This is a genomic window from Actinoplanes lutulentus (genome assembly GCF_003259845.1).
GTDB classification, from domain to species: Bacteria; Actinomycetota; Actinomycetes; order Mycobacteriales; family Micromonosporaceae; genus Actinoplanes; species Actinoplanes lutulentus.
Genome location: NZ_QLMJ01000005.1, coordinates 259,418 through 280,025, shown reverse-complemented (window position 1 = coordinate 280,025; position 20,608 = coordinate 259,418). Strand labels below are relative to the sequence as shown.

The 20,608-nt window shown below is 69.1% G+C and carries 17 protein-coding genes; 10 read left to right on the top strand and 7 right to left on the bottom strand.

Annotation, left to right across the window (positions count from 1 at the left end):
* Positions 1–2 precede the first annotated feature (2 nt).
* On the bottom strand, positions 3–995 hold the full coding sequence (locus B0I29_RS14075) for a magnesium transporter CorA family protein (RefSeq protein WP_111649386.1): 993 nt from the start codon (positions 993–995) through the stop codon (positions 3–5).
* A gap of 21 nt (positions 996–1,016) precedes the next feature.
* Between B0I29_RS14075 and B0I29_RS14070 the strand changes: the two genes are divergently transcribed.
* Entirely contained in the window at positions 1,017–1,727 is a 711-nt protein-coding gene (locus B0I29_RS14070) for a nicotinamide mononucleotide transporter family protein (RefSeq protein ID WP_111649385.1), read from the top strand.
* Positions 1,728–1,731: 4 nt separating this feature from the next.
* On the opposite strand, the gene B0I29_RS14065 is transcribed toward B0I29_RS14070, so the two are convergent.
* Positions 1,732–3,180: an MFS transporter gene (locus B0I29_RS14065; RefSeq protein ID WP_111649384.1), complete on the bottom strand. Its 1,449-nt coding sequence runs from the start codon at positions 3,178–3,180 to the stop codon at positions 1,732–1,734.
* 80 nt (positions 3,181–3,260) lie between these two features.
* Between B0I29_RS14065 and B0I29_RS14060 the strand changes: the two genes are divergently transcribed.
* Entirely contained in the window at positions 3,261–3,920 is a 660-nt protein-coding gene (locus B0I29_RS14060; protein WP_281270885.1) for a TetR/AcrR family transcriptional regulator, read from the top strand.
* A 258-nt stretch (positions 3,921–4,178) separates the two neighbouring features.
* Positions 4,179–6,887 (top strand): carbohydrate binding domain-containing protein, encoded by a 2,709-nt coding sequence (locus B0I29_RS14055; RefSeq protein ID WP_245972515.1) that lies wholly within the window; start codon positions 4,179–4,181, stop codon positions 6,885–6,887.
* A gap of 838 nt (positions 6,888–7,725) precedes the next feature.
* On the opposite strand, the gene B0I29_RS14050 is transcribed toward B0I29_RS14055, so the two are convergent.
* From B0I29_RS14050 to B0I29_RS14040, 3 genes are all read right to left on the bottom strand, one after another.
* Positions 7,726–8,760: a WxL protein peptidoglycan domain-containing protein gene (locus B0I29_RS14050; RefSeq protein WP_111649382.1), complete on the bottom strand. Its 1,035-nt coding sequence runs from the start codon at positions 8,758–8,760 to the stop codon at positions 7,726–7,728.
* Positions 8,761–8,821: 61 nt separating this feature from the next.
* Complete coding sequence (locus tag B0I29_RS14045; protein WP_111649381.1) at positions 8,822–10,768, bottom strand: purple acid phosphatase family protein; 1,947 nt, start codon at positions 10,766–10,768, stop codon at positions 8,822–8,824.
* A gap of 133 nt (positions 10,769–10,901) precedes the next feature.
* Positions 10,902–12,071: a HupE/UreJ family protein gene (locus B0I29_RS14040; RefSeq protein ID WP_220091313.1), complete on the bottom strand. Its 1,170-nt coding sequence runs from the start codon at positions 12,069–12,071 to the stop codon at positions 10,902–10,904.
* A gap of 114 nt (positions 12,072–12,185) precedes the next feature.
* Between B0I29_RS14040 and B0I29_RS14035 the strand changes: the two genes are divergently transcribed.
* From B0I29_RS14035 to B0I29_RS14005, 7 genes are all read left to right on the top strand, one after another.
* Positions 12,186–12,839: a type 1 periplasmic-binding domain-containing protein gene (locus tag B0I29_RS14035; RefSeq protein WP_111649380.1), complete on the top strand. Its 654-nt coding sequence runs from the start codon at positions 12,186–12,188 to the stop codon at positions 12,837–12,839.
* Between the two features lie 97 nt (positions 12,840–12,936).
* The gene (locus B0I29_RS14030; RefSeq protein ID WP_111649379.1) at positions 12,937–13,827 is read left to right on the top strand and encodes an LLM class flavin-dependent oxidoreductase; all 891 of its coding nucleotides are present in this window, start codon (positions 12,937–12,939) and stop codon (positions 13,825–13,827) included.
* Positions 13,828–13,837: 10 nt separating this feature from the next.
* Positions 13,838–15,082 carry an LLM class flavin-dependent oxidoreductase gene (locus B0I29_RS14025; RefSeq protein WP_111649378.1) on the top strand — a complete coding sequence of 415 codons (1,245 nt, stop codon included), beginning with the start codon at positions 13,838–13,840 and terminating at the stop codon, positions 15,080–15,082.
* A complete protein-coding gene (locus B0I29_RS14020) occupies positions 15,079–16,353 on the top strand; it encodes an NtaA/DmoA family FMN-dependent monooxygenase (RefSeq protein WP_111649377.1) in 1,275 nt (424 codons plus the stop codon). Before B0I29_RS14025 ends, B0I29_RS14020 begins: the two co-directional genes overlap by 4 nt.
* On the top strand, positions 16,350–17,423 hold the full coding sequence (gene solA / locus B0I29_RS14015) for an N-methyl-L-tryptophan oxidase (protein ID WP_111649376.1): 1,074 nt from the start codon (positions 16,350–16,352) through the stop codon (positions 17,421–17,423). Before B0I29_RS14020 ends, solA begins: the two co-directional genes overlap by 4 nt.
* A gap of 58 nt (positions 17,424–17,481) precedes the next feature.
* Entirely contained in the window at positions 17,482–17,979 is a 498-nt protein-coding gene (locus tag B0I29_RS14010; RefSeq protein WP_111649375.1) for a flavin reductase family protein, read from the top strand.
* 50 nt (positions 17,980–18,029) lie between these two features.
* Complete coding sequence (locus tag B0I29_RS14005; RefSeq protein WP_220091325.1) at positions 18,030–18,416, top strand: hypothetical protein; 387 nt, start codon at positions 18,030–18,032, stop codon at positions 18,414–18,416.
* On the opposite strand, the gene B0I29_RS14000 is transcribed toward B0I29_RS14005, so the two are convergent.
* Together B0I29_RS14000 and B0I29_RS13995 are read right to left on the bottom strand one after the other, a co-directional pair.
* Complete coding sequence (locus B0I29_RS14000) at positions 18,391–19,389, bottom strand: methyltransferase (RefSeq protein WP_220091312.1); 999 nt, start codon at positions 19,387–19,389, stop codon at positions 18,391–18,393. The two genes, B0I29_RS14005 and B0I29_RS14000, sit on opposite strands and share 26 nt — an antisense overlap.
* 1 nt (position 19,390) lies before the next feature.
* Positions 19,391–20,608: a tryptophan 2,3-dioxygenase gene (locus B0I29_RS13995; protein ID WP_111649373.1), complete on the bottom strand. Its 1,218-nt coding sequence runs from the start codon at positions 20,606–20,608 to the stop codon at positions 19,391–19,393.

Sequence of the window (20,608 nt, the reverse complement as noted above, 5' to 3'; positions counted from 1 at the left end):
TTCTAGAGCCACCCGCGTTTTCTCAGGAAAACCCAGAGGCCGGAGGCGGAACCGACGATCAGGACGCTGCTCACCACGAAGCCGCTCGTGTCGTCGTATCCCGGGTACGGGAGGTTCTGCCCGAAGTAACCGGTGAGCGCGGTCGGCACCGCGATGATCGCGGCCCAGGCGGCCAGCTTGCGGGTCACTTCATTGAGTACGTTGCTCTGCTCGGCCAGGTCGGCGTCGAGCAGCTCGTTGATCCGGGTGATCGAGTGCTCGGTCAGCTCGGCGGCCTGCTGGGCGTGGTCCTCGACGTCGCGGTAGTACGGCCGCAGCTGCTCGGCGCCCAGCCCGATGTCGGCCTGCACGGTCTCGCGGACGACGTCCGCCATCGGGCCCACGGCCCGGCGCAGGTAGGAGAGGGCTTTGCGGATCGCGAAGCCGTACATCCGGACCGCGCGCGGGGCGCCGCCCTCCTCCAGCAGCGAGTCCTCGGCGGCGTCCATCGCCTCGTCGAGCGCGCGAGCGGCCGACTGCTGGCTGTCCACGACCGTGTCGAGCAGGCCGTACACCAGGAAGTTGAGACCTCCGGCGGCCGCCAGCCCGGTGTCGGCGTCCCAGCGCGCGACCAGCCGGTCGAGATCGCCGGCCTGCTTGTGCACGGTGATCAGCGCCCGGTCGGTGACGAACGCGCTGATCTCGATCTTGTTGGCCTCGACCGAGCTGCCCTCGTGGTGGTACCGGACCGCATAGATGTTCATGAACAGGTGGCCGTCGTAGCGGTCCAGTTTCGGCCGCTCGTGCTCGTGCAGCGCGTCCTCGACCGCGAGTGGGTGCAGATCGAAGTCGTCGGCGAGCGGCTGGAGCTCGGCCTGGTCCGGGTCGAGCAGGTCGATCCAGGCGACCGCTTCGGTGTTCTCGCGCAGCCGGGCCGCGGTCTCGGCGACCGGGAAGTCCTCTGCGATGACGTGACCGTGCGCATAGAGCCGCGTTCGGGTGGGTGTTTCGCTCACCGGACCACATTAGGATGCGGTGTGACCTGGATCGATCACCTGTTGACCACCTTTTACCACGCCAAGTGGCAGGTGACCGCCGACCAGGCGATCTATTGGCGTGAGATCGTCGGCAACGCGTTCGGCCTGGGCTCCGCACTGTTCGGCCTGCGCCGCAACTACTGGGCGTGGCCGGTCGGCATCGTCGGCAACCTGCTGCTCCTCACCGTCTTCCTCGGCCAGGCGCTCGGCAATGACCAGGGCACCCCGCTGTACGGCCAGGCCGCCCGCCAGGTCTTCTTCCTCGCCACCAGCGTGTACGGCTGGTGGGCCTGGCAGCGCAACCGCCGCCGCGACCACGGCACCGCGGTCGTGCCCCGCTGGGCCGGCCACCGGCAGCGGATGATCCTCATCCCGCTGGCGCTGCTCGCAGTAGGGTGCTGCTTCCTGATCTTCCGCTCGATCGGCGCCGGTTTCCCGGTCCCCTGGTGGTACTACCTCGCCGACTCCTGGATCTTCGTGGGCTCGATGCTCGCGACGTACGCGATGGCCCGGGGCTGGGTCGAGTTCTGGCTCTGCTGGATCGCGGTGGACCTGGTCGGCGTCCCCGAGCTGATCCACTTCGGCTACTACCCCTCCGCGATCCTCTACGGCGTCTACGCCCTGTTCGTGATCTGGGGCTTCACCGTCTGGCTCCGCATCTCCCGCACCGCGGCCGAGCCGCGACCGGCCGTCCAGCCGGCCGCGGCCTGACCCCTCACACCGTTTCGAGCACCTTCTCCGGCTGCTCTTTCTCGGTGGCCTTGCCGCGGCGCAGCATCCAGAGGCTCAGTGGGACGCCGGCTGCTACCAGGGCGGCTGCGATGATCAGGGAGAACTGGTAGCCCTCCAGGAAGCGGTGGAGTTCGGCGCCCTCGGCCGCGTTGGCCCGGTTGCTCAGGATCGCGCCGAGGACCGTCACGCCCAGCAGGCCGAAGACCTCGCGGGAGACGTTGAGCATCCCGGAGGCGATGCCGGCCCGGCCGGGCGGGAGCGCGTCGACCACCACGGTGCTGAGCGGGATCAGCAGGCCGCCGCCGACGCCGTAGAGCGCGAACCAGGGCAGCAGGTCGGCGTACGAGGTGCCCTCGCCGTACTGGGCGATGCCGGCGATCGCGGCGGCCATCACGGCGAGACCGAAAGCGGTCACCCGGGCCACGCCGAAGCGGGCTTCGAAGCGAGGTGCCAGGACCGCGCCGATCGCCGTGATGATCGCCATCGGGACGAAGGCCGCACCGGCGCCGGTGGGCGAGAACCCGAGGACGTTCTGCAGGTAGATCGCCATGTAGAAGTAGATGCCGAACACGCCGAACGCCCACAGGCCCATCGCGAGCAGCCCGCCGGTGAACATCCGCGAGCGGAAGAACGAGAGCTCGACCATCGAGTCGGCGTTGCGGCTCTGCACGACCAGGAACGCCACGGCGGCAAGGGCGGCCACGCCGAACGAACCGAGGATCAATCCGGAGGTCCAGCCCTCCGCGTCGCCCTCGATCAACGCGTACGTCAGGGCGAAGAGTGAGAGAGACGATGTGATCAAGCCGGCGGGGTCGAGGCGCCGCAAGGCGCGAGTGACCCCGGACGCGCGGCCGGTCGCCCGCTTCGCCGCGTCGTGCGAGGCCGGGACGCTGAAGAGGGTGATCGCGAGCGTCGCGAGGCCGATCGGCAGGTTGATCAGGAAGATCCAGCCCCACGAGACGTGCTCGCTGAGCACGCCGCCGGTGAACGGACCGACCGCGAGGGCGAGCGCGCCGACGCCGCCCCAGACGCCGATCGCGGTGCCGCGCTCCTTCGGATCCGGGAACAGCTCCTGGAGCAGCGCGAGTGAGGCGGGCGCGAGCAGCGCGGCGCCGATGCCCTGCACGGCGCGGGCCCCGATCAGCAGGCCCTGGCTGTCGGCGAGGCCGGCCGCGACCGACGCGAGGGTGAAGACCACCAGTCCGGACAGGAACGCGAGCCGGGTGCCGAGCACGTCCGCGATGCGACCGCCGGCCAGGAGCAGCCCGGCGAAGACCAGGATGTACGAGCTGGTGATCCATTCCAGGCCCGCGATGCTCAGTCCGAGATCGCGTTGAATGCTGGGTAATGCCACGTTGACGACGTTGTTGTCCAGGTACGTCATGAACGTACCGAGCGCTACCGCTACGAGCGCCCACCACTTCTTCTGCATCGACCTCTCCCCCTGTACGGCGTACATATACAACGTACATGTACCTCGTACATGAGACCTGTACGTTGTATGGTTGTCAAGTGACGGGTGATCGACTTACCAAGGCGGCAGTGGCCGAGCGGGCCCTGCGGCTCGCTGACTCCGAGGGCCAGGAGGCGGTCACGATCCGCCGGCTCGCCAAGGAGCTCGGCGTCACCCCGATGGCGCTGTACTGGCATTTCAAGAACAAGGACGAACTGCTGCTCGGCGTCATCGACCACGCGCTGTCCGAGGTTCGCGCCGACCCGCAGGCCGGCGACCCGTGGCAGAAACGGCTGCGGACGCTGTTCGAGACCGTGGTCGGCGTGATGCGCGAGCACCCGTCATTGCCGAGCCTGCTGTTCGCGGTCGACAAGACCCAGACGGGCAGCTTCGCGCGCGCCACCGACGACACCCTCGCCCTGCTCAGCGACGCCGGTTTCACACTCGAAGAGGGATATTGGGTCGCCACCCACCTGCTGCACGCGGCGATCGGCCTGGTGTCCGGCCAGCCGGGCTGCCCGCCGGGGGTCCCGGCCGACCAGACCGAGGAGTGGCGCCGCCAGAAGCGGATGCAGATGTCACTGCTGCCGTCCGACCGCTATCCGAAGCTGGTCGAGTACGCGGCGTCGTACGAAACCGAGCCGGACATGGATCGGTACTACGCGTTCTGCATCGACCTGATCGTCGGCGGCGTCGAGACGATGGCCGCTTCCCGGTAGACATCTCCACAGCACCACGGCGGCCGCCCCATGGACGGCCGCCTTTGTCGTTCATAGGGCTGCATCTTTTTCCAATCGGCGAGCAAGCTCTTCCAACGTGTGCAAGAAGTTGCTAGCTTGCGTTCCAATGTGAACGCAGGATTACGCCCGTCCCCTTGCTGAAACAACGCCATCCCCGACGTTGGAGGCTCCGCCGTGCCTAAAACCCCCCGATCTCCGCTGCGACGACGATTGCTGGCCGCCCTTGCGGCCGTACCCATGCTTCTTGTGCTCTTTCCGCCGCTGGCAGCGCTTGCGGCGAACTCGCTGACCGTCTACTACCAGCCGGCGACCACGTGGACCGCGGTGAACGTGCACTACGCACCCACCGGCGGGTCGTGGACCACCACGCCCGGTGTGGCGATGAGTGCCGACAGCTGTGCCGGGTGGTTCCGCAAGGAGATCAATCTCGGTGATGCGACCGGCGCCCAGCTGACGTTCAACAACGCGGCCGGGACCTGGGACAACAACTCCGGGCGCAACTACAGCGCCGGCACCGGCGTGGTGACGATCGCCGGCGGCACGGTGGGGTCGGCGGTTCCGTGCGGGACGGCCAACACCGCGTCGATCTACTACAAGACCGCGTGGACCGCGACGTATCTGCACTGGGCGCCCGCCGCGGGTTCCTGGACCATCTCCCCCGGCGTGGTCATGAACGAGACGGCCTGTGCGGGCTGGGCTCTGAAGACGGTCAGCCTGGGCAGCGCGAGCGCGCTGCAGGCGACGTTCAACAACGGATCGGGTACGTGGGACAACAACTCCGGGCAGAACTACCGGCTCGGTGCCGGGGTGACCACGGTGAACGGTGGTGTCGTAACGGGGAACACGAGCTCACCGTGTGCCGCCGTCTCGCCGTCGCCGTCGGTCTCCGCTTCCGTTTCGCCGTCGGCTTCGGTGTCCCCGTCGGCTTCTGTCTCGCCGTCGGCCTCTGTTTCGCCGTCGGTGTCGCCCACCGTTTCGCCCACGCCGTCGACCTCCACGCCGGCGACCACCGGCTCGATGCTCGGTGGTGACCCGCGCAAGGACAGCATCTACTTCGTACTGACCGCGCGGTTCTACGACGGGGACAGCGCCAACAACCGGGGTGGCAGCCAGAACACCAAGTCCGGGAACGCGGCGAACAACGACCCGATGTTCCGCGGCGACTTCAAGGGCCTCGTCGACAAGCTGGACTACATCAAGGCGCTCGGATTCTCCGCCGTCTGGATCACGCCGGTGGTGCTGAACCGGTCGGACTACGACTACCACGGTTACCACGGGTGGGACTTCTACGAGGTGGACCCGAGACTGGAGTCGGACGGTGCGTCGTACCAGGATCTGATCGACACGGCGCACGCCAAGGGATTGAAGATCTACCAGGACGTGGTTTTCAACCACACCTCCCGCTGGGGTGCGAAAGGCCTGTTCACGCCGACCGTTTACGGCGTCCGGGACAGCCAGTGGAGCTGGTACTACAGCGAGAAGGTGGCCGGCAAGGAGTACAACCCGCTTGAGGAGAACGCCACCGGCAACACGTACAACGGCGATCTGTGGAGCAGCACCGCACCGGCCGGCAACACCTGCCCCAACTACGGCCTCGCCACCGGGGCGAAAAGCAGTGAGGGGTACGCGCTCTACAACTGCCAGTGGCCGTCACCGACCGCCAAGATGTTCCCCGCCGATCTGTTCCACCAGTGCTGGATCGGCAACTGGGAGGGTGAGGACGCGCGGTCCTGCTGGCTGCACGAGGACCTGGCCGACCTGAACACCGAGAACGCGACAGTGCAGAACTACCTGATCGGCGCGTACAAGAAGTACATCGACATGGGCGTGGACGGTTTCCGCATCGACACGGCGGTGCACATCCCGCGCGTCACCTGGAACCGCAAGTTCCTTCCGGCTCTGCAAGCGCACCTCACGTCGAAGTACGGCGCCACGAAGGCCAAGGACTTCTACATCTTCGGCGAGGTCGCCGCGTTCGTGAACGACAAGTGGAACCGCGGCTCGGTGAACCACTCGGCGCAGTTCTTCACCTGGAAGGAACGCAAAGAGTACTCCTCCGACGACGTCGCTGCCGCGCTCGAACAATTCAACTACGAGAACAACCTGGGTACGGGAAATCAGCCCACCAGCACAAACGCATTCCTGTCGGGGAACAACTACCACGCGCCGGACTACAGCCAGTTCTCCGGCATGAACATCATCGACATGCGGATGCACATGAACTTCGGTGATGCGTCGAACGCGTTCTACAACGGCAAGGACTCCGACGACTCGGTGAACGACGCCACGTACAACACGGTCTACGTCGACTCGCACGACTACGGGCCGAACAAGTCGTCGACCCGATATGCCGGTGGCACCGACGCGTGGGCCGAGAACATGACGCTGATGTGGACGTTCCGCGGCATCCCGACGCTGTACTACGGCTCGGAGATCGAGTTCAAGGCCGGCCAAAAGATCGACTGCGGTCCGTCGTGCCCGCTGGAGACGACCGGCCGGGCGTACTACGGCAGCCATCTGGCCGGCTCGGTGACCGCTTCTGATTACGGTGTTGTCGGCTCGTCCAGTGGAGCGGTCGCCACGACGCTGTCGCAGCCGCTGGTCAAGCACCTGCAGCGGCTCAACCAGATCCGGCGTGCGGTGCCGGCGTTGCAGATGGGCCAGTACTCGACCGAGGGCGTCAGCGGCGGGATGGCGTACAAGCGGCGGTACACATCCGGCAGCGTGGACAGCTTCGCGCTCATCTCGGTGTCGGGCGGCGCGACGTTCAGCGGCATCCCGAACGGTACGTATGTCGACGCGGTCACCGGCGACACGAAGACGGTGACGGGTGGTTCGCTCACGATCAGCCTCAACCAGAAGGGCAACCTGCGGGTGTACGTGCTGTCGCAGTCCGGCAACCCGGCCCCGGGCAAGGTCGGAGCAGACACGACCTACCTCAAGTAGACAAAAGAGCCGCGTCTACCCGTCTCGATTCGCCCTGCCTCGACTCGACTTGACTGAGCTCGACTCCGCTTCGTCCCGACTCGACTTGATGCAAGTCAAGTCAACACGTTCTGGGCAACATGTGGATCGCGTCAATACGTGGACCAATGCAGTAAGCGCGCCGTCGGCAGTTCGCCGGCGGCGCGCCGCGTAGGAGCCGCAGCGCACAGCGTTTGGGCCCCGCAGGCGGCCGCGTTTGGGGCCGGGGCGCACCACGTTTGGGCCCAGCGGCGGGCCGCCTTTGATGCCGGGGCGCACAACGTCTCCGGACGGTCCTCACTGAGGGTGAGGGATTTGGCCGGGCGCGCCTTGAACTCTGCTCGATCTTGGAGACCTGTGGGTGCTCTGGCCCCCACAGGTCTCCACAAAGCCAGCGCACTCCACCTTTGTGGTGGCAGTGAGTCACCGGGAGTTCGCATACCACCCGAAATCGACACGCCGCGGCGGCGGGCTCCCGGAAGTCGTGAGTTTGTGGTCGATCGGACGGCCGAACCGCACAAGATCGCCGCCAATCACTCGGCGCATCCGGACAAACTAGACACCGGGTCGCCACTTCGGCCGGGAATTGCGACTCGGCCTGCGGACAACACGATCGCTTGATGGCGGGACATACCGGTCGGCCCGATCGGCCGTCGACTCTTCAGACGCCCGCCCTCTCGCGCAAGCGCCCGCCTTCTCGCGCAAGCGCCCGCCTTCTCGCGCAAGCGCCCGCCTTCTCACGCAGGCGCCTACCCGCTCGCGCAAGCGCCCGCCCTCTCGCGCAAGCGCCCGCCTCCTCGCGCGGGTGGTTGGCTTCTTGTCAGGTGGTTGCCTTTTCGCGTAGCGCCTCGGCTACCGCCTCGCGTACTCGCTCGTCCTCGCGCTTCCTGCGCGTGGCACGACGGCGACGGGTCAGGATCACGCCGGCGGTCACGAGTGCGATCACCACGGCCAGCAGCACGGTCAGCGGCCACGGGAATGCCCACACCCGGGCTGTCGCGGTCACCGGGTCCAGGGATGTCGTCGAGCCGGACGCGTCGGTGAGCAGTGGGGTCAGGGTTGCGGTGGCGGAGAGCAGGACTGCCGGGGAGACGTCGTGGACGGGTACGGTCACCGTCCAGGATTCGCCGGGCAGCAGCTCCGGCGGGGAGTCGATCGTGCCGGCGTCGGTGCGCAGCCAGCCGAACGGGCCGGCGATCGACACGTGCTGGCGGGCCGACTCGACCGCGTTGCCGGTGTTGCGGATCGTGTAGCTCACCGTGGCGTCGCCCTTGCCGAAGGCGCCGGCCACAGAGCCCTCGGGCGAGCCGTCAAACTGCACCTTGAGATCTTCAACTGCCAGACCGGGTACGAGATCACCGCCCACCCGCAGCTTGATCTTGATGCCGAGGCGGCGCTCGACGTTGATGGTCTCCTGGGAGGCCTGGGTCAGCGACGTCAGGATGCCGCCCACGTAATCGCCGGGTGTCGCGTTCGCCGGAACGTCCACGGTGAACGGGACCTCGGCCGAAGCGCCGGCCGGGACCGTCACCTTCGCGGCGGAGGCGTGCACCCACGCGCCGATCGCCACCGACTTCTTGTCGGCGGTGAGCAGGTCGAGCTGGCCTTCGCCGGTGGTGTACCCATCGGCGCTGTAGACGGCGAGCGTGATCGGCGCGGTGCCGTGGTTCGCCACCACCAGGGCGTCCGAGGCCTTGGCGCCGGCGTTGACCGCGTAGGTGTAACTGGACCGGTCGGCGCCGTAACTGTTCGACGCGGTCCGTACCGTCCAGGTCACGTCACCGTCGGCGGCGAGAGCGGGCGTGCCCAGCGACAGGGCCGCGACAACGGCCGCCAGAACCAAAGCGATGCGCATCAAAATCCTTAGTGGACAGCGGTGGGGCGGCCGCCCGGAGACGACCGCCCCGCCAACCGAATCAGCTGCTCAGAGCAGTGATCGTGAGGGTCGTACGGTAATTGCCCTTGGCGACGTCGGCCGGGATCTTCAGATCCAGGTCGGCGCCGAGACGGGCGGAGCCACGGGCGTGGCCCTGCGCGGCGGAACCGAGGCCACGGGAGACCGACAGGCCCTTGCCGTCGGTGCCGAACCCGGACTCGACGGCAGCGCCGGCCGAGGCACCCGCACCGGCGTCGGCGACGAACGGCGCCCAGCCCAGGTACGAGCCGGAGAACGTCTTGTCGGCGTCCTTGAAGTCGCCCACGCTGGCCGAGAGCGACCACGGCGAGAGGGAGCGCCGCGAGTCCGACACCTTGATCGGGTTGATCTTGCCGGCCGCGGTGAAGTAGTCACCCGGCTGCTCGACCGCGGTGCCGAGGTCGACCAGGCCGTTGTATCCGTCGATCGTCCAGCCGAACTCGCCCGGCTTCGCGTTCGGGACGTTGACCTGGATGTCCTGGCTGTCGCCGTGGTACGGGTGAACCGTCACCTTGTCGACGACCGAACCGACCGGCTGGGCCTCGGTGGTGTTCGTGCAGGACGAACCGAGCTCGACCGACGCGTTCGGCGCGGCGCAGGAGCCGCTGCGGATGTTCTCCACGACGAGCTTGTCGCTGCGGACGCCGACCTTCACGTAGGAGCGGACGTGCTCCTGGTTCTGGACCGAGCTGTACCAGTAGTCGCTCGGCTTCAGCGGGTCGGGCCCGTTGGTGCCGCTGGCGTCCGGCTTCGTGATGTCGTAGTACTTCGAGCCCGAGGCCGAGTTCGCGGTCACGTACAGCACGCCGCCGGGACCGGCGAAGACGTCCTCGGCAGCGGGCTGCTCGGCCGCGTTCGCCTTCTCGCCGTTCTTGATCAGGTAGCTGCGGGCGTAGACGTGGTCGTGGCCCTGCAGCACCAGGTCGACACCGAGGTCGGAGAACGTCTTCGGGAAGTCGGTCCGGCGAACCTTGGCGTCCGAGTCCTTGGCGTGCGAGGCGGCCGAGTAGATCGAGTGGTGGTAGACCAGCACCGTCCACTTGGCGTCGCCGCCGTGCTGCTTGACCACGTCGGTGACGTACGCGACGTGCGCCGCGTCGCCGCCGCCGCCCTGTGAGGTGGCGTAGCTGTTGCTGTTCAGGTCGATGAACAGCGTGTCCTTGTAGATGTACCAGTAGTCGCCACCGGACGTGTTCGACGCCGGCTGGCCGTTGGAGTAGTACGCGGCCGAGCGGTCCGTGTTCGGGGTGAACAGGTGCTGCTCGTACGCCTTACCGCCGACGTCGTGGTTGCCGATGGTGGCCACCCACGGGTACTGGCGCAGCTTGTCGGAGGCCAGGAAGGCGTTCCACTGCGACTCGGTGTTTGCCGTCTCGACCTGGTCACCGCCGGAGACGAGCAGTTCGGCGTTCGGGTTGGCGGCCAGCGACACGTCGAGGGTGTCAGTCCAGCCGGCCTGGTCCTTGGCGACGTTGCCGGACGCGCCGATCTGCGGGTCACCGTAGAACAGGAAGTCGTAGTCGCCTTCGAAGTCCTGCGTCTTGAAGGCGTACGCCGACGACCAGTTGCCCTCGGAGCCCACCCGGTACGAGTACGCGGTGTTCTCCTTGAGCCCGGTGATCGTGGCGTGCCGGTTGTAGCCGCCGCTCGTGGCGATGTTCGCGGCACCGACGGCGGCGAACGTCGCCGCGGTCGCCGGGAACTCGCCGTTCACCAGGTCGGCGGTGGGCGCCAGCTGGATGGCTTGGGCGTTGTCAGCCGACGAGTACCAGCTCACGATGCGCTGGGTCTCGTTGGCGCCGACGCCGAGGATGACGCTGCTCAGGGTGGCGGTGTCGGCGGCGAGGGCCGGGGTGGCCACTCCGCTGCCGAGGGCGACCGCTACGCCGAGGACCGCGGCCGTGGCGCTTGCGGCGACACGACGGCGGCGGGACAGATGGGTTCTCACCGGTGTCCGTTCCTTTGGATCAAGCGATACCGCTGATGAGAGAAAACGCTTCCCATTGGGAAAGAAGAGAAGCGGGGATCAAGGTCGTCCCGTGTCCTGAACCGCAGGTGAACAAGATCAAGATCAACGGTGCTCAGGACGCGAAGATCCGCTCGACGAACCAAATGAGCCCCATCACAGCGACGCCCGCGCAGAGCAGCCCGGTCACCCAGTTGCCGGCCCGCGGCGCGCGCCGGCGCAGCAGCGTCAGCGCCGGGAAGACCAGCAGGATCAGGCCGATCTGCACACTTTCGATGCCCACGTTGAAGACCAGCAGCGACCACAGCAACGTCCACGACCAGGCCTCGTCGATGCCGAGCGCCCCGGCGAACCCGAGCCCGTGCACCAGCCCGAAGAGGAACACCACGGCGAGCCGGCCCCACCCGGCGCCCGGGCTCACGGAACCCCCTCGACGCACCTGGACGAGATGCCACCCGGCCACCACGGCGATCGACAACGCGATGATCGGCTCGACCACCCGGGCCGGCACCGAGACCAGCCCGAGAGCGGCGAGTACGAACGTCACCGAGTGCGCGACAGTGAACGCGGTCGCCGCGAGGACGATCTCCCGCAGTCGTCGCGAGCCGGCGATCAGCGCCAGCAGGAACAGAATGTGGTCGATGCCGAAGAGCAGGTGCTCGGCGCCGAGCACGAAGAACTCGCCGAACCGCTGCTGCCAGCTCTGCGCGGTGGAGAAGACCGGGTTCCCGGCGTCGAGCGCGGCGCTGCCGTCCCGGCCGTCGATCTCGTACGTGACGATCGTCTTGGTGTCGCGGACGTATGTCTCGGCGTCCGGGAAGAGTCCACTGCGGATCTCGTGCTCACCGGTGCGCTGCGCACACGTCCAGTCGAGCACCAGCGTCGTGTACGGCACTCCTTCGCGCGTACCCAAGGTAAACGGCCCGGAGGCCGACGGCGCGCAAGCGTCTCCGCCCGCGGTGACCGAGAAACGGTCGGTGACATATCCGAGAGCCGCGGCCGAGTGCGCGTTGAGCGCGGCGGCCTGAGCGGCGGCGTCGCCGGCGTCGAAGGCCGCGGTGCCGTCCTGGAAGAGCTGGTCGTCGTCGCGGTAATCGGCGGCGGAGACGACGAGGAGGTCGTATTCGAGTTCGAGCGCGGTCCGGACGTGGCCGGACTCCCCGGGCGTGACGTCGGCGTAGACGGTGGAGGAGAACCCGTGGGCGAGCGCGGGACCTGCCATGGCCGCGGAGGCGAAAGCACAACCAAAGGCCAGGGCGAGGGTACGGAGGAGAAGGTGTCGCACGGCGGGACACGCTGCACCCCTCGGGTTAACAAGATCAAGATGTTGGGCGAACCGCTGGAGACATCCTGGCCGTGGCGTTCCGGATGTGGATCACACCCGTGTAGGAAAGGACCCGTGTTCCGCCCCTTAGCCGCGTCTCTCGTGGCCGCTCTCCTGCTCACCGGCTGCTCGTCCACCGACGACTGGTCCGATCCACGGCCGGTTCCGGTCCCGATCGGCGCGCTCGGCGCCGGCTTCGTCGACACCGCCTCGCTGCCCGCCCCCGAGTCGACGATCACGCCCAGCCCCGGCTCGTGGGACGGCGTGCATCCGCCCGAGGGTTACCGCGTGGTGCTGCTCACCACCGGTTCTGACGCCCCGACCTCGGCTCTCGTCACCGCCGTGACGGAGTGGGCCGACGCGGAGGAGGTGTCGTTGCGGACCGTCACGGCGGACGCCGCCAACCCGGTCGACGGCATCGTCGAGGCGATGGATCTGAAGCCGGATCTCGTGGTCAGCGCCGGCGACGGCCTGGTCGACCCGCTCGCGCTGGTCACGCCGAACCACCTGGACCAGCAGTTCCTGGTCGTCGGCGCCGAGCTGGCCGAGCCGACCGGCAACGTCACGGCGGTGGACTGGACCGGCGCGTCGTTCCGCGGCGAGGGACTGGGTGCGGCCTCCGCGTACGACCCGGCGTCGTTCACCGCCGAGCGCAGCGCGCGGGCCATCCGGGCCGGCGCGGCTGCCGTTCTGCACCAGGTGACCGGGTTCGTCATCTGGATCAGCTGAGCGTCTTTATTCCCGCCACTCTCGTGAAAAACGCGACCTCGCCGTTAACCCTAGTTCGGCCATAGGATTTGCGGGATAACGAGAACGGGGAGTCGCCATGTCCTTGCACCTCGCCCTGGAGGTCGACGGTGACGGCGCCGACGTCGCCGCCCTGACCGCACACGTGACAGCGGCCGAGGCCGCCGGATTCGCGCTGGTCACGATCGCGGACTCGCCGCTGCCACCCGCTGACGGCAGCGTGCGGATCGAGGCTGGTGTCCGGGCCGCGTACCTGTCCCGGCGCACCACCCGGATCGGCCTCGCGCCCACCCTGCACGCCAGCGTGACCGAGCCGTTTCATCTGGCCACGCAGCTGGCCTCACTCGATCACGCCTCGCTCGGCCGGGCCGCCTGGGTGGTCGGCGCGGAGAGCTCCGCCGCCGCGGCCGCGACCGTCGGCGAACCCGTGCTGACCGGATCTGATCTGCGGCGGGAGATCGCCGACGTGATCGACGTGGCCCGGCAGCTCTGGGACTCGTGGGAGGACGACGCGGTGATCCGGGACCGGGCCACCAGCCGGTTCCTCGACCCGGACCGGGTGCACCACGTGAACTTCACCGGTGCGCGCTTCACCGTGAGCGGGCCGCTGATCACACCCCGGCCACCGCAGGGCCAGGTCGTGGTGATCGGCGCGGACACCCTCGGTGTCACGTCGCGACTGGACATCGCGCTGGTCGACACCGCCGACACCGCCGCCGGCCTCGGCGAGCTGACCGAACGCACCGCGCTGGCCAGGGCCGACGGCGCCGCGCTGGTCTTCGCCGATCTGCCGTCCGCCGACGCGTCGCTGCTGCGCCACCTGGATGGGGTGGTGGACGGTGTCCGGATCCGCGTGGCCGACATTCCGCTGGTCACCGATCTGCTGAAAACACGCCCGCCTGCCGGGCCGACCCTGCGGGACACCCTCGGGCTGCCCCGGCCCGCCAACCAGTTCGCCGTCGCCGGTTAGGAGCCCGAACATGTCACGCCAGCTGCACCTGGGAGTGTTCTTCACCGGCGTCGGGCCCCAGCTCATCTGGACCGATCCGGCCTTCGCGGCACACACCCACATCGACACTTTCGTACGCACGGCGCAAACCTTGGAACGCGGGCTGTTCGACGCGTTCTTCCTGGGTGAGGGCTTGCGCGTACGGGAGAATCGCGGGCGAATCCACGAGCTGGACGTCGCCGGACGGCCTGACGCGATCACGCAGCTCGCGGCCCTGGCCGCGGTGACCGAGAAGATCGGGCTGGTCGCCACCCAGAACACCACCTACAACTACCCGGCCGACCTGGCGCGCCGCCTCGCCTCGCTGGACGTGGTGTCCGGCGGCCGGGCCGGCTGGAACATCGTGACCACCGACAACGCGTGGACCGGCGAGAACTTCCGGCACGGCGGCTGGCTGCCGCACGAGCGCCGGTACGAGCGGGCCGAGGCGTTCGTCGCGACGGCCCGTGAGCTGTGGGCGGGCCAGTCCGTCGACCGGCACACCGACCTGATCGACGTGACGGCCACGCCGACGGTGACCGGGCGGCCGGTTCTCTTCCAGGCCGGCGACTCCCCCGGCGGCCGTGAGCTGGCCGCGAAACACGCCGACGTCGTCTTCTCCGCCAACACCGACTTCGACAAGGCCGTGGCGTACGCCGCTGACCTGCGGGAACGCCTCGCCAAGCACGGACGCTCGGCGGATTCGCTGCGCATCCTCCCGGGCGCGCAGGTGATCATCGGCGACACCCCGGCCGAGGCCGCCGAGAAGGCCGAGTGGCTCAAACGGGAGCAGGTCAACGGGCCGCGGGCCATCGCGTTCCTGGAGCAGTACTGGGGCAAGGACCTTTCCGGGTACGACCCGGACGGCCCGCTGCCGGACGTCGAGCCGGCCGAGGGCGAGCTTGATCCGTCCCGCGGCACCATCGCGATTGAGCACCGCACCGGCAAGCGGGAACGCATCGCCGAGTGGCGGAGCTGGGGCCTGTCCATCCGTGAGCTGGTGCTCAGGGTGACGCCCCGGCACAACGCGTTCATCGGCACGCCCGGCCAGATCGCCGACGAGTGGACGCGGTACCTGGAAGCCGGCGCGGTGGACGGCTTCAACGTCGTGCCGCAGCAGCTGCCCGGCACGATCGACGACCTGGTCGACAAGCTGGTCCCGGCGCTTCAGGAACGCGGCGTCTACCGGACCGCGTACTCCGGCTCGACCCTGCGTGAGCACCTGGACCTGCGGTGACCCGCTTCCTGTCCACCATCGCCTCGGCCGGTGGGCACCCGGGCCCGTACGAACTGGCCCTGGATCCCACCCGATCCACCCTGGACACCGCCCGGCTCGTGGCACAGCGCGCCGAGGCGGCCCGGATCGACGCGCTCTTCGTGCCGGACCTGCTGGTCTTCGGCGCGCAGGGCACGATCGGGGCACAGGAGCCGCTGATGTTCGTGGCCGCCCTCAGCCAGGTCACCTCGAAGGCCGGGCTGATCGCGACCGTGTCGACCACGTTCCATCACCCGTTCAACCTGGCCCGGCTCTTCGGCACGCTGGACCATCTCAGCAACGGCCGGGCCGCGTGGAACCTGGTCACCTCGTCGATCGGCGAGCAGAACTTCGGTCCCGGCGGGCTGCCGTCGCCGGAGCAGCGGTACGCCCGCGCAGCCGAGACGATCGAGGTGGTGAACGCGCTCTGGGACAGCTGGAAACCGGGCTCGCTGCGGCTCGGACCGGGCGGCAAGGCGGTACTCGACACGTCGCTGATCAAGCCGGTGAACTTCGAGGGCGAGTTCTTCAGCGTCGAGGGACCGATCAACATCCCGCCGCTGCCGCAAGGCCGGCCGGTGCTCATCCAGGCCGGCCAGTCCGCTGCCGGGATCGCACTGGGCGCCCGGTACGCCGAAGTGGTGTTCACCGCGCTGGCGACACTGGCCGACGCGCATCGGTTCACCTCGGAGATTCGGGCACAGGCCGGGGCGTTGGGGCGTACCCAAGGGCCGTTGATCTTCAGTTCTTTCCATGCGACGTTCGGGGCTTCTGAGTCGGAGGCTCAGCGCCTGGTCCGGGAACGGCGGGAAGCGATCGACTACGAAGCCGGACGCGCCCTGGTCGCGGACATGCTCGGCGGCGGCGTGGATCTGACCGAGGCGAAGCTGGACGAGCCGCTGCCCGAGGTCCTGATTCCGGATATTTCTGGCATCAACCGGCGGCGAGGGCGAGCCGAGATCTTCAGCCGGCTGATCCGGGAAGGCCGCACGCTGCGCGAACTCATCCAGGCAGCGCAGGACACCGGGCACTGGTCGGTGGCCGGGACGCCGGAGCAGCTCGCCGACGCGGTCGAGGAACGGTTCCGGGCCGGTGTGCTGGACGTGCTGTCGCTGGGTGGGCTGGCCGACGACCGTACCCATGATTTCGTCGTTAATGGTCTGCTCCATGAGCTGCGCAAACGCGGCATCGTGAAGGATGACTACCGGGGCGCGACACTGCGCTCGAATCTCGGCCTGGAGGAACCCACATGATCGACGTCGTGGTGGTCGGCGGTGGAGCGATGGGCTCCGCGGCGGCGTGGCAGCTGGCCCGGCGCGGCAAGGACGTGCTGCTGCTGGAACGCTTCGCGCCGGGCCATCACCAGGGCGCCTCGCACGGCGCGTCCCGGATCTTCCGGCTCGTCTACGCGGAACCCGATTACATCGCGCTCGCCCGCCGCGCCCTGACGCTCTGGTCCGAGCTCGAGTCGGCGACCGGCACCGACCTGCTGGATCTGACCGGCGGCGTCGATCACGGCGATCCGGCGCTGGTCGAGCCGATCGCCGCCGCGATGGATGCCGCGGGCGTTCCCGGCCAGTGGCTCGCCCGCGACGAGGCCGCCGAACGCTGGCCCGGCCTGCGCTTCGACGGTCCGGCCTTCTTCCACCCCAGCACCGGCCGGGTGCACGCGGACCATGCGGTCACCGCCCTGCAGGCGGCCGCCGCCTCGCAGGGCGCGGTGGTCAAGCACGAGACTCCGGTCCGGCACATTGTTGTACGCGGAAACGACCACGCCGAGGTCGTCACCGATGACGGTGTGGTGCACGCGCGCCGGGTGGTGGTGGCGGTCGGAGCGTGGACGTCCAAGCTGCTGCCGTTTCCGGTTTCGTTGACGGTGACGCAGGAGCAGCCGGCGCATTTCACCCCGCTTTCCGAGGACGTCCGGTGGCCCAGCTTCATCCACCACGGGCACGAGGTCTACGGCATGCTCACGCCGGGTGAGGGCGTGAAGGTCGGCCTGCACGGCACCGGCATCCCGGTCGACCCGGATTCGCGCGACTTCGCCGCCGAGCCATCGCGTGCCGCGCAGCTGGCCGATTACGTCCGCTCGTGGGTGCCGGGCGTGGATCCGGCGACGGCCGCGCCGATCAGCTGCACCTACACCACGACGCCGACCTCGGACTTCATTGTCGACCGGACCGGTCCGCTGGTGGTTGCCGCCGGATTCTCCGGGCATGGGTTCAAGTTCACGCCGGCGATCGGTGAGCTGGTCGCCGACCTGGCCGGTGGGGCATCGGGGCCGCACCGGTTCTCGTTCGCCGCCCGTGATGTGCATCCCTAGATCACCCATCGGGACGAAACCGCGCATAGCCTCGAAGCAGCGGAACAGGAGCACCCACATGACCATGCGATCGGCGCTCGAACCACTACGGCTGCGACGGGTCTTCGGGTCCTTCCCGACCGGCGTGACCGTCCTCGCCGCGCTGGTCGACGGGGTGCCCACCGGCCTCGCCGCCAACTCGTTCGTCTCCGTGTCGCTCGACCCGCCGATGGTCTCGGTCTGCGTGGCGCACACCTCGACCACCTGGCCGGTGCTCCGGGAGGCCGCGCGGATCGGGGTGAGCGTCCTCGGCGCCCACCAGGAGAACGCCGGCCGGCAGCTCAGCGCCCGTGACACCGACCGGTTCGCGGCGCTGGACTGGCAGGCCAGTGCCGACGGCGCGATCCTGCTCGACGGCTCCAGCGCGTGGCTGGACTGCTCCATCGAGCAGCAGATCCCGGCCGGTGACCACGACATCGTGCTGCTGCGGGTCCACGACCTGGACGCCGACCCGGACGTCGCGCCCCTGGTCTTCCACGGCAGCCGGTACCGCCGCCTACTAGATTCACCCCCGTGAGATTCTTCCCGCACTCGGCAGCAGGCTGGACGATCGCCGTCTTCGGCGTCATGGCAGCGCTCTTCGGCGCCCTCGGACTGGCCTTGCCGTCGGTCGTGCTGGACAACATGGGCCTCGCCTCGATCCCGGCGAACCAGCGCTCGCAGTTCGACTACACCCGCGTCTTCCTGGCGGCGTCGTCGATGGCGTCGCTGAACATGGGCGTGTACTACGTGGTGGCCGCCGCGACCGAATGGCGGCCGTTCTTCCGCTTCACGGTCCCGTTCCGGCTGCTGACGTTCACGGTGTTCACGGCCCTGGTGGTGACCGAGGTGGCGCCGTCCGGCTTCATCGGGGTGGCGCTGTGGGAGGCCGCCGGAGCGGTCGTCACCGGTCTGGCCCTGATCTACGACGCCCGCCGCGCCGCTCGGGTCAGCTCGTCCGAGGCCGCGCGGTAAGCAGCGACGACCGGGGACCGGCGGTGACCGACTCCAGGACGAACCCGGTCTCGTGCAGCAGCCGCTCCCAGTCCGCACGGGTGCGTTCCCGGCCACCGAGCAGCACCAGCATGTGCAGGTCCAGCAGGGCCGCCGGCCCGGACCCGGCATCCGGATCGAGGATCTGCTCGACGATGAACAGCCGGCCGTTGCCGGGCATCGCCTGCCGGCAGTTCGCCAGGATCACCCCGGCCCGCTCGTCGTTCCAGTCGTGCAGGATCTGCGACAGCACGTACGCGTCAGCGCCGGGCGGCACCTTGTCGAAGAAGTCGCCGCCGGCCGTGCCCACCCGGTCGGCCACCTCGGTCAACGCCGGTCCGGCGCTCTCCACGACGTGCGGCAGGTCGAAGACCACACCGGTCAGGTGCGGGTGCCGTGCCGCCAGCCTTGCCAGCAGCATGCCGTTGCCGCCGCCGACGTCGACCACCGACGTCACGCCGGACCAGTCGCGGTCGAGCAGCGGCAGCAGGCGTACCTCGACGAGCCCGGCCTGGCCCTGATCGAACCGTTCGGCCTCGGCCGGGTTCTCGGCCAGCCAGGCGAAGTACGGCATGCCGTAGACCTGGTCGAACCCGGCCGCACCGGTCCGGACCGAGTACGGCGCGGCCCCCCACGCCTGGTACGCCTCACCGCTCATCAACCCGGCCAGGTGGTGCAGCGAGCCGTCGGCGCCGGTGCACAGCAGCTCGCCCAGCTCGGCGAGGGCGAACAGGTCCGGGGCGGGCTCGGTGAACAGGCCCTCGCCGGCCAGCACCCGCAGGAACCGGCGCAGCGCGTCCGGATCGGCGCCGCGGTCCCGGGCCAGCTCGGGCAACGGCATCGGGCCGGCCGCCAGCCGGTCCGGTACGCCCAGCTCACAGACCGCGAAGATGGCCTGCGACACGAGATAGCCCATGATCTTGCGCCGAAGCTGGGCGTTGTTGTCCTGGTTCATGTCACGCTCCCGTCAGCGCTGGGAAGAGCGGGGTCTCGGCTGCCCCGCGCAGGTACGACGCTCCGGAGGTGCCGCCGGTCCCGGGCACCGTGCCGATGATGCGCAGCGTCAGGCCCCAGTGGCCGCGTTTCATCCGCCGCCAGGCCGCGTCCAGCCGGCGCATCTCACCGGCGAGCCGCTCGGCCGGCCCGGTGCCGCGAACGCGCAGGTAGACGTCCTGCGCGCAGGCCTCCTCGATCTGCCGATAGGTCACCGACTGGACCGCGCTACGGCCGGTGGTGAAGCCGCGGATCACCGCGAACACCTCGACCGGCATGGTGCCCAGCACCCGGAAGAGCGCGGACACCGCGCCCAGCCGTTCGGTGGCGGCGGCGAGCACATCCGCCGCGGCCGCGGGGTCGCCCTCGCCGGCGACGTCGGCCGCCTCCACCACCGAGCGGCCGATCTGCTCGTACATGGTCTCGAAGATCTGGATCGTGCGGATGAACATGATCTCGTCGTGCAGCCGGGTGGTGGGCAGCGCGGTTGTCGCCACCACGTCGGCCACGTCGCTCGCGACCTGATCCCGTACCGACTTGGCGGCTCGTTCCATCGCGTCGGCGAGGGCCGGCAGCGACTCGTCCGCGTCGGCGAGGACAGCGGCGACGCCCAGGTCCTCCAGCGGGAACGCGGGTGCGAGGACGTCGGCGCGGGTCAGCAGCCGGGCCACACCGCGCAGCCGGGCCCGGACCACCGCGTCCTCGTGGCCGAGCGCCGCCGCCTCGGTGGCGGCCAGCTCGGCGAGGGCCGCCACGCAGACCTCGTCCGTCGCGGATCGCCAGTCCGCCGGCGGCCGGGCTGCCGTCAGGGCCTGATGCGGTTCCAGCCCGGCATAGGTGGTGTACCCGCCGGTGTCCTGGTCACAGGTCATCGGCAACCACGCCGCGAGCCGGCCGGGCCGGGAACCGGGTACGGCGCCGGCCAGCTCGTCGCGGAGTCCGGCCAGGCGGGTGACGAGTTGCCGATCGGCGCTCATCCGGCCGGCCGCACACAGATGGGCGGTCGTTTCGGCGTACGGAAAGGTGGTTTTGATCGTGTGGAAGGTGTCGAGAGCCGCGTGCGCGGCAGAGCCGGAACGGTCCGCGGCGCTCGCGTTGGCCGCGCGGGCGCTCATCCCGCCGACGCCCACACCACGCTCGGTGAGCGCCGCCTCCGCGCCCAGAATCTCGGCCGGGAGCAT

Excerpts from the sequence above, each read along its gene's own strand:
- B0I29_RS14005 (WP_220091325.1), top strand. The coding sequence starts at position 18,030 with ATGGCAGCGCTCTTCGGCGCCCTCGGACTGGCCTTGCCGTCGGTCGTG.
- B0I29_RS14000 (WP_220091312.1), bottom strand. The coding sequence starts at position 19,389 with ATGAACCAGGACAACAACGCCCAGCTTCGGCGCAAGATCATGGGCTAT.
- B0I29_RS14050 (WP_111649382.1), bottom strand. The coding sequence starts at position 8,760 with ATGCGCATCGCTTTGGTTCTGGCGGCCGTTGTCGCGGCCCTGTCGCTG.
- B0I29_RS14030 (WP_111649379.1), top strand. The coding sequence starts at position 12,937 with ATGTCCTTGCACCTCGCCCTGGAGGTCGACGGTGACGGCGCCGACGTC.
- B0I29_RS14055 (WP_245972515.1), top strand. The coding sequence starts at position 4,179 with ATGCTTCTTGTGCTCTTTCCGCCGCTGGCAGCGCTTGCGGCGAACTCG.
- B0I29_RS14065 (WP_111649384.1), bottom strand. The coding sequence starts at position 3,180 with ATGCAGAAGAAGTGGTGGGCGCTCGTAGCGGTAGCGCTCGGTACGTTC.
- solA (WP_111649376.1), top strand. The coding sequence starts at position 16,350 with ATGATCGACGTCGTGGTGGTCGGCGGTGGAGCGATGGGCTCCGCGGCG.
- B0I29_RS14010 (WP_111649375.1), top strand. The coding sequence starts at position 17,482 with ATGACCATGCGATCGGCGCTCGAACCACTACGGCTGCGACGGGTCTTC.
- B0I29_RS13995 (WP_111649373.1), bottom strand. The coding sequence starts at position 20,608 with ATGCTCCCGGCCGAGATTCTGGGCGCGGAGGCGGCGCTCACCGAGCGT.
- B0I29_RS14025 (WP_111649378.1), top strand. The coding sequence starts at position 13,838 with ATGTCACGCCAGCTGCACCTGGGAGTGTTCTTCACCGGCGTCGGGCCC.